6 protein-coding genes are annotated in these 6,495 nt (G+C 68.3%); 5 read left to right on the forward strand and 1 reads right to left on the reverse strand.

Annotated features, from left to right (window positions below; translation table 11 throughout):
* Positions 1-17 precede the first annotated feature (17 nt).
* Positions 18-668: a TetR/AcrR family transcriptional regulator gene (locus AC6RA4_RS06390; protein ID WP_500158529.1), complete on the reverse strand. Its 651-nt coding sequence runs from the start codon at positions 666-668 to the stop codon at positions 18-20.
* 316 nt (positions 669-984) lie between these two features.
* Here AC6RA4_RS06390 and mhpA point away from each other — a divergent pair, with 316 nt between their 5' ends.
* From mhpA to AC6RA4_RS06415, 5 genes are read left to right on the forward strand one after another with little or no spacing between them, the layout of a single operon-like run.
* Positions 985-2,631 carry a bifunctional 3-(3-hydroxy-phenyl)propionate/3-hydroxycinnamic acid hydroxylase MhpA gene (gene mhpA / locus AC6RA4_RS06395; protein ID WP_500158531.1) on the forward strand — a complete coding sequence of 549 codons (1,647 nt, stop codon included), beginning with the start codon at positions 985-987 and terminating at the stop codon, positions 2,629-2,631.
* Positions 2,632-2,633: 2 nt separating this feature from the next.
* Positions 2,634-3,686 carry a maleylacetate reductase gene (locus AC6RA4_RS06400; protein ID WP_500158533.1) on the forward strand — a complete coding sequence of 351 codons (1,053 nt, stop codon included), beginning with the start codon at positions 2,634-2,636 and terminating at the stop codon, positions 3,684-3,686.
* A gap of 26 nt (positions 3,687-3,712) precedes the next feature.
* Positions 3,713-4,981, forward strand: a complete 1,269-nt coding sequence (locus AC6RA4_RS06405; RefSeq protein WP_500158535.1) for an ABC transporter substrate-binding protein — start codon at positions 3,713-3,715, stop codon at positions 4,979-4,981.
* Between the two features lie 49 nt (positions 4,982-5,030).
* On the forward strand, positions 5,031-5,750 hold the full coding sequence (locus tag AC6RA4_RS06410) for an ABC transporter ATP-binding protein (protein WP_500158537.1): 720 nt from the start codon (positions 5,031-5,033) through the stop codon (positions 5,748-5,750).
* Positions 5,747-6,460 carry an ABC transporter ATP-binding protein gene (locus AC6RA4_RS06415; RefSeq protein ID WP_500158539.1) on the forward strand — a complete coding sequence of 238 codons (714 nt, stop codon included), beginning with the start codon at positions 5,747-5,749 and terminating at the stop codon, positions 6,458-6,460. Before AC6RA4_RS06410 ends, AC6RA4_RS06415 begins: the two co-directional genes overlap by 4 nt.
* Positions 6,461-6,495: the final 35 nt, after the last annotated feature.

Here is a 6,495-nt window from a genome sequence, read left to right on the forward strand (position 1 = left end):
GGCGGCAGGCCCGCGCCCTAGCGGCTTTCCTTGGGCAGCGCGGGCAGGGGCCGCGAGGCCAGCTCGACCGCGGCATCGTTGCCGATGCCGGTCATGCAGAGCAGCCGGGCGATGACCTGGCTGCGGGCGGCCTGCGGCACATCGCCATTGATGATCGCGAGGCTTGCGCCGATCAGCGCGTGGCTCGTCAGTCGCCAGACCAGCTCCGCGTTCGAGACCTGGAAGCGCCCGGCCTGTGAGGCCTGCCGGAGGTCGCGGATCGCGAACGGGCCCATCATCCGGAACATCGCGTCCGAGATCACCTCAGAGCGGTTCAGCATCTGCGCCCAACGCGGGTCCGATGTGGCGGTGTCGAGCACCGTGCGGATGCCGAAAGCATAGACCTGAGCCGGGTCGATGAAGGTGTTGGTGACCTCTTCGATGCGCAGCGCCAGATCGTGCATCAGCGTCTCGAGTACCGCGATGGCGAGGTCGTCCTTGGACTTGAAGTAGTTGTAGACCGTGCCGGCGCCGACATCGGCGCGCTCGGCGATCTCGAGCATGGTCGCCGCGTCGACCCCCTTTTCCGACATGATCTCGCGCGCTGCAGTGATCAGCGCGGCGCGGTTGCGGCGCTGGCGTCGCGCGACGCGGCCCTCGGGGGCGGGCTGGGGCGGCTGCTCGGTCATCTCGGATCCCTGATGCTCGGGACCGAATCATATTCACTTCCGAACCGGCTCGCAATCGCACCACGCCGCCTCGGCGGCTTTCGGCGCCGCCCGTGACCGGGCTGCCTCGACGTCAGGCAGGCGCCGAAAAGGTGAGCCATCCTGACAGCTTAACCGATGCTGCAGATGCAGAAACAAATGAGGAAACGTCAAAGTTGACGAACGTTCAGTTTTGCCGCACGATCAAGGGGAGATCGCTGGCAGGCCAGGAGGCGCTGCGGCGAGGGAGAGAGAGAAGGCAGGGCCGCGCGCCGCTGCCGATCACGGAGGAGACATGATGAACGCTTCCCCCCGCATTCCGGGCACCGAAACCGATGTGGCCATCGTGGGCGCTGGCCCCGTCGGCACGCTTCTGGCAATCCTTCTGGGCCAGCGCGGCAAGCGCGTGACGCTCGTGGAGCGCTGGACCACCCATTACGAGCTGCCGCGCGCCGTGACCTACGATCACGAGATCGCCCGCATCCTCGCCACGCTGGGCATCGATTCCGAGAACGATCCCTCGATCAGCTTCCATGACGAGCTGTACTACTGGCGCAACCGCGACGGTCAGGATCTGCAGATCGTCGACTGGCAGAGCCAATCCGCCAGCGGCTGGCGCGTGCGCTACTGGTTCAATCAGCCGATGATGGAAAAGCGCCTGCTGCAGATCGCCGCCACCCTGCCCACGGTGCAGATCCTGCGCGGCTGGCAGGGCATCGCGCTCGAGCAGGATGCCGAGGGCGTCACCCTGTCGCTCAAGCGCAACCCCGAGGAGGTCGGCCCCGATGGCGAAAGCCACGTGATCCGGGCCAAGTTCCTCGCCGGTACCGATGGCGCCAACAGCTTCGTGCGCGAGAGCCTGGGCATCGAGAACGAGGATCGCGGCTATTTCTTCGACTGGCTGATCCTCGACATGATCCCGAACTTCGACTACGTCGCCAGCCGCCCGCAGGATCCGGCGCAATGGCAGCTCTGCGATCCGGTCCGCCCGACCACGGTGGTTCCGGGCGGCCCCGGCCCGGAGCCGGAAGGTCCGGCGCGGCGGCGCTGGGAGTACATGCTGCTCCCGGGCGAGTCGGTCGAGGAGATGCAGACCGAGGCCAAGGCGTGGGAGCTGCTGGCGCCGTGGGGTGTCACCCCCGAGAATTCCGAGCTCGAGCGCACCGCGGTCTACCGCTTCCAGGCCCGCTGGGCCAAGGCGTGGAACAAGGGTCGCTGCATGATCGGCGGCGATGCCGCCCACCTGATGCCGCCCTTTGCCGGTGAAGGCATGTGCGCCGGGGTCCGCGACGCGGTGGCGATGGCCTGGCGTCTGAACGGCATCCTCGAGGGCAAGTACGGGCTCGAGGTGCTCGACAGCTACACCAGCGAGCGCAAGGAGCACGCCAAGCATTACATCAACTTCAGCCAGGAGCTGGGGCAGATCATCTGCATCGCCGACGAAGAGGCCGCGGCCAAGCGCGACGCCGCAATGATCGCCGAGCTCGAGGCCCGCGGCGGCACACCGGTGCCCACCGATATCTGCCATCTCGGCAAGGGCGCGTGGTGCGACGAGAGCCAGCATGCCGGCGAGCTGTCGGTGCAGGGCGTGGTCGAGACCGGCGGCACCCGCGATCGTTTCGATCAGGCGGTGGCGCAGGGCTGGGTTCTGATCGGCTACGAGACCGACCCGCTGGCGGCGCTGAGCGAAGAGCAGCGCGCGCAGCTCGCGGCTCTCGAGGGCACACCGGTGCAGATCTGCGCGCCGGGCGGCTCCTGCGAGGTGATCGACAGCGAGGGGACCTTCAAGGCCTGGCTCGACGAGATCGACGCCACCTATGTGCTGATCCGGCCCGATTTCTACGTCGCGGTGACGGCCAACAGCCCGGAAACCCTGCAGGCGCGCTTTGCCAAGGTGATGGACGCGCTGCACCTGCAGGCCAGCCCGGCGATGGCGGCGGAGTGACCATGACCGCGCCGTTCACCTGCACCCTCAACCCCGCCCGGATCGTCTTTGGTCCGGGCAGCCGGTCCGGCGTCGCGGAGGAAATCCGCAAGGCCGGCGGCAGCAAGGCGCTGGTTCTGTCGACACCGTTCCAGAAGGCCGAGGCGCAGGCGCTGTCGGACGAGCTGGGCGCGCTGTCGGCCGGGGTCTTCCCCGAGGCTGCCATGCACACGCCGGTGGGCGTGACCGAGCAGGCGCTGGCCGCCTTCGTGGCGGCAGGGGCGGATTGCACGCTGGCGCTTGGTGGCGGCTCGACGGTGGGGCTCGGCAAGGCCATCGCGCTGCGCACCGATTGTCCGCAGGTGGTGATCGCCACCACCTACGCGGGCTCGGAGGTCACGCCGATCCTCGGTCAGACCGAAGACGGGGTGAAGACCACGCTGCGCGATGCCAGGGTGCTGCCCGACACGGTGATCTACGACCCCGAGCTGACGCTCGGCCTGCCGGTCGCCATGTCGGTGACCTCGGGGCTCAACGCCATGGCGCATGCGGTCGAGGGCGTCTACGCGCAGGATCGCAACCCCATTGCCTCGATGATGGCGGTCGAGGGGGTGCGGGCGCTGCGCGACGCGCTGCCGGGGATCGTTGCCGATCCCGGCAACACCGAGGCGCGGGGCACCGCCCTCTACGGCGCCTGGCTTTGCGGCACGGTGCTGGGATCGGTGGGCATGGCGCTGCATCACAAGCTTTGCCACACGCTCGGCGGCTCCTTCGATCTGCCCCATGCGGAAACCCACGCGATCCTGCTGCCGCACACCGCCGCTTACAATGCCGGTGCCGAGGGCATCGCCCCGCTGGCCGAGCTCTTCGGCGGCGACATCGGCGGCGGGCTCTGGGACTTTGCCAAGTCGCTCGGTGCACCGCTGAAACTGGCCGAGTTGGGCGTCAGCGAGGCCGATCTCGATCGCGCCGCCGACCTGGCGGTGAAGAACCCCTACTGGAACCCCAGACCGATCGAACACGGCGCCATCAGGGCGCTTCTGCAGCGCGCTTGGGAGGGCGCGCGGCCCGAATAGGACCGAACACGCATCAGGGAGGAGACATGATGCTCAATCGACGGAGACTTCTGCAATCCGGCGCGGCTCTGGCCGCGTCCTCGCTGGCCATGCCCGCCATCGCGCGCGGCGCCGCCATCAAGATCGGCTACGTGAGCCCGCAATCGGGCCCGCTCTCGGCGTTTTCCGAGGCCGACGCCTACATGATCGAGCAATTCGTCAAGACCGCTGCGGCGCAGGGGCTCGATGTCGAGGTGGTGGTCAAGGACAGCCAGTCCAACCCCAACCGCGCCGCCGAGGTCGCCCGCGAGCTCATCGTGCGCGACGAGGTCAACCTGATCTGCGTCGCCTCCACCCCCGAGACCACCAACCCGGTCTGCACCATCGCCGAGGCCGAAGAGATCCCGGTGATCTCGTCGGTGGCGCGGTGGCAGCCGTGGTTCATCGGCCAGCAGGGCAATCCCGGCGATCCCTCGACCTGGCAGGAATTCGACTACGTGCACCACTTCTTCTGGGGGCTCGAGGACAATGTCTCGGTGTTCCTCAACATGTGGGCGCAGGTCGAAAGCAACAAGGTGCTGGGCGCGCTCTGGCCAAACGATGGCGACGGCAACGCCTGGGCCTCGGATGTCGGCATGCCGCCGGCGGCGGCCGCGGCGGGCTACACGCTGGTCGATCCCGGTCGCTACCAGAACCTGACCGACGATTTCAGCGCCCAGATCAACGCCTTCAAGCAGGCCGATGCGCAGATCTTCACCGGCATCCCGATCCCGCCGGACTTCACCACCTTCTGGACCCAGGCACGCCAGCAGGGCTACACGCCGCGCATCGCCTCGATCGCCAAGGCGCTGCTGTTCCCCGAGAGCGTGCAGCAGCTGGGCGACCTCGGTCACAACCTCACCTGCGAGGTCTACTGGACCCCGGATTTCCCCTACAGCTCGTCGCTGACCGGGGAGAGCAACGCCGACCTGGCCGCCGGGTTCGAGGAGGCCGCGGGGCGTCAGTGGACCCAGCCGGTGGGCTTCACCCACGCGCTCTTCGAGGTCGCGGCGGATGCGCTCAAGCGGGCCGACGATCCCACCGACGGCGACGATCTGGCCGAGGCGATCGGGGCGACCAACCTCGACACGGTGGTCGGCAACATCGCCTGGGGCAAGGACAACCTGCCGCCCTTCGCGCAGAAGAACGTCGCCAAGACGCCGCTGGTCGGCGGCCAGTGGCGCCAGGATGGCGAGGGCGGTTTCGAGCTCGTCATCGTCGAGAACGGCAACGCGCCCGAGATCCCGCTTGGCGGGACTCTCGAGGCGCTGGCCTAAGGGCGGACGGCCCGGCGGCGTATGCCGCCGGGTCCCGCTGGCGAACGTCATGAGCATCCTGTCCCTGCAGAACGTGTCGAAGTCCTTTGGTGCCCTGACGGTCACCGACGATGTGAGCTTCGAGGTGGCGCCCGGCGAGGCGCTCGGCATCATCGGCCCCAACGGGGCCGGGAAATCCACCCTGTTCAACCTGATCACCGGCAACCTGCGTCCCGATACCGGGCGCATCGCCTTTGACGGGCGCGACGTGACCCGCACCCCGCCGATGGAGCGCGTCAAGCGCGGCATCGGGCGGTCGTTCCAGATCCCGCAGCCTTTCGGGCATCTCTCGGTCTACGAGAACTGCCTCGTCGCGGCGCAGTTCGGCGGCGGCCATCACGGCCACGCGGCGGGGACGTTCTGCATGGAGATCCTCGCCCGCACCGGGCTTGCGGAGGTGGCCGAGAAGCCCTCGGGCGGGCTCTCGCTCTTGCAGCGCAAGCGGCTCGAGCTGGCCCGCGCCATGGCGACCTCGCCGCGGCTGATCCTGCTCGACGAGATCGCCGGCGGGCTCACCGAGGCGGAATGCGGGGCGCTGATCGAGACCATCCGCGCGATCCATGCCGAGGGCCCCGCGATCATCTGGATCGAGCACGTGCTGCACGCGCTGAACTCGGTGGTCGAGCGGCTGATGGTGCTGAACTTCGGCAAGATGCTGATGATCGGCGAGCCGGGTGAGGTCATGGCCTCGCGCGAGGTGAAGGAAATCTATCTGGGGCTGGAAGTATGACCGAACCGCTGCTCTCGACCCACGGGCTGACCGCCCATTACGGGGATTTTCAGGCACTGTTCGGCGTCGATATCGAGCTGAACCGTGGCGAGACCGTCGCCATCATCGGCGCCAACGGCGCCGGCAAGACCACCCTGATGCGCGCCATCACCGGGCTGCTGAGACACGCGCCCGACGCCATCCGGCTCGACGGCACCCCCATCGGTGCGCTCAGCGCGCCGGAGGTGCTCGAGCGCGGCATCGCCATGGTGCCCGAGGGGCGCCGGCTGTTCCCGTCGCTCAGCGTCGAGGAGAACCTGCTGATCGGCGCCGATACGCGGCGCGGCAACGGCTACTGGACGCTCGAGCGGATCTACGACCTGATGCCGGTGCTGCGCGAGCGGCGCCATCACGGCGGCACCGCGCTTTCCGGTGGGCAGCAGCAGATGGTCGCCATCGGGCGGGCGCTGATGTCGAACCCGGAGGTGCTGCTTTGCGACGAGATCAGCCTCGGGCTCGCCCCGGTGGTGATCCGCGAGATCTATGACGCCTTTCCGCGCATCCGCGAAAGCGGCGCCTCGATCGTGGTGGTCGAGCAGGATATCGGCCAGGCGCTGCGCGTCGCGGACCGGGTCTATTGCATGATGGAGGGCCGGGTGACGCTGTCCGGCCCGCCGTCGGAACTGAGCCGCGAGGCCATCCACGACGCCTATTTCGGAGTACACGCATGATCTGGATCGACACCATCGTGCAGGGCATCCTGCTG

Source organism: Salipiger sp., from assembly GCF_059781815.1.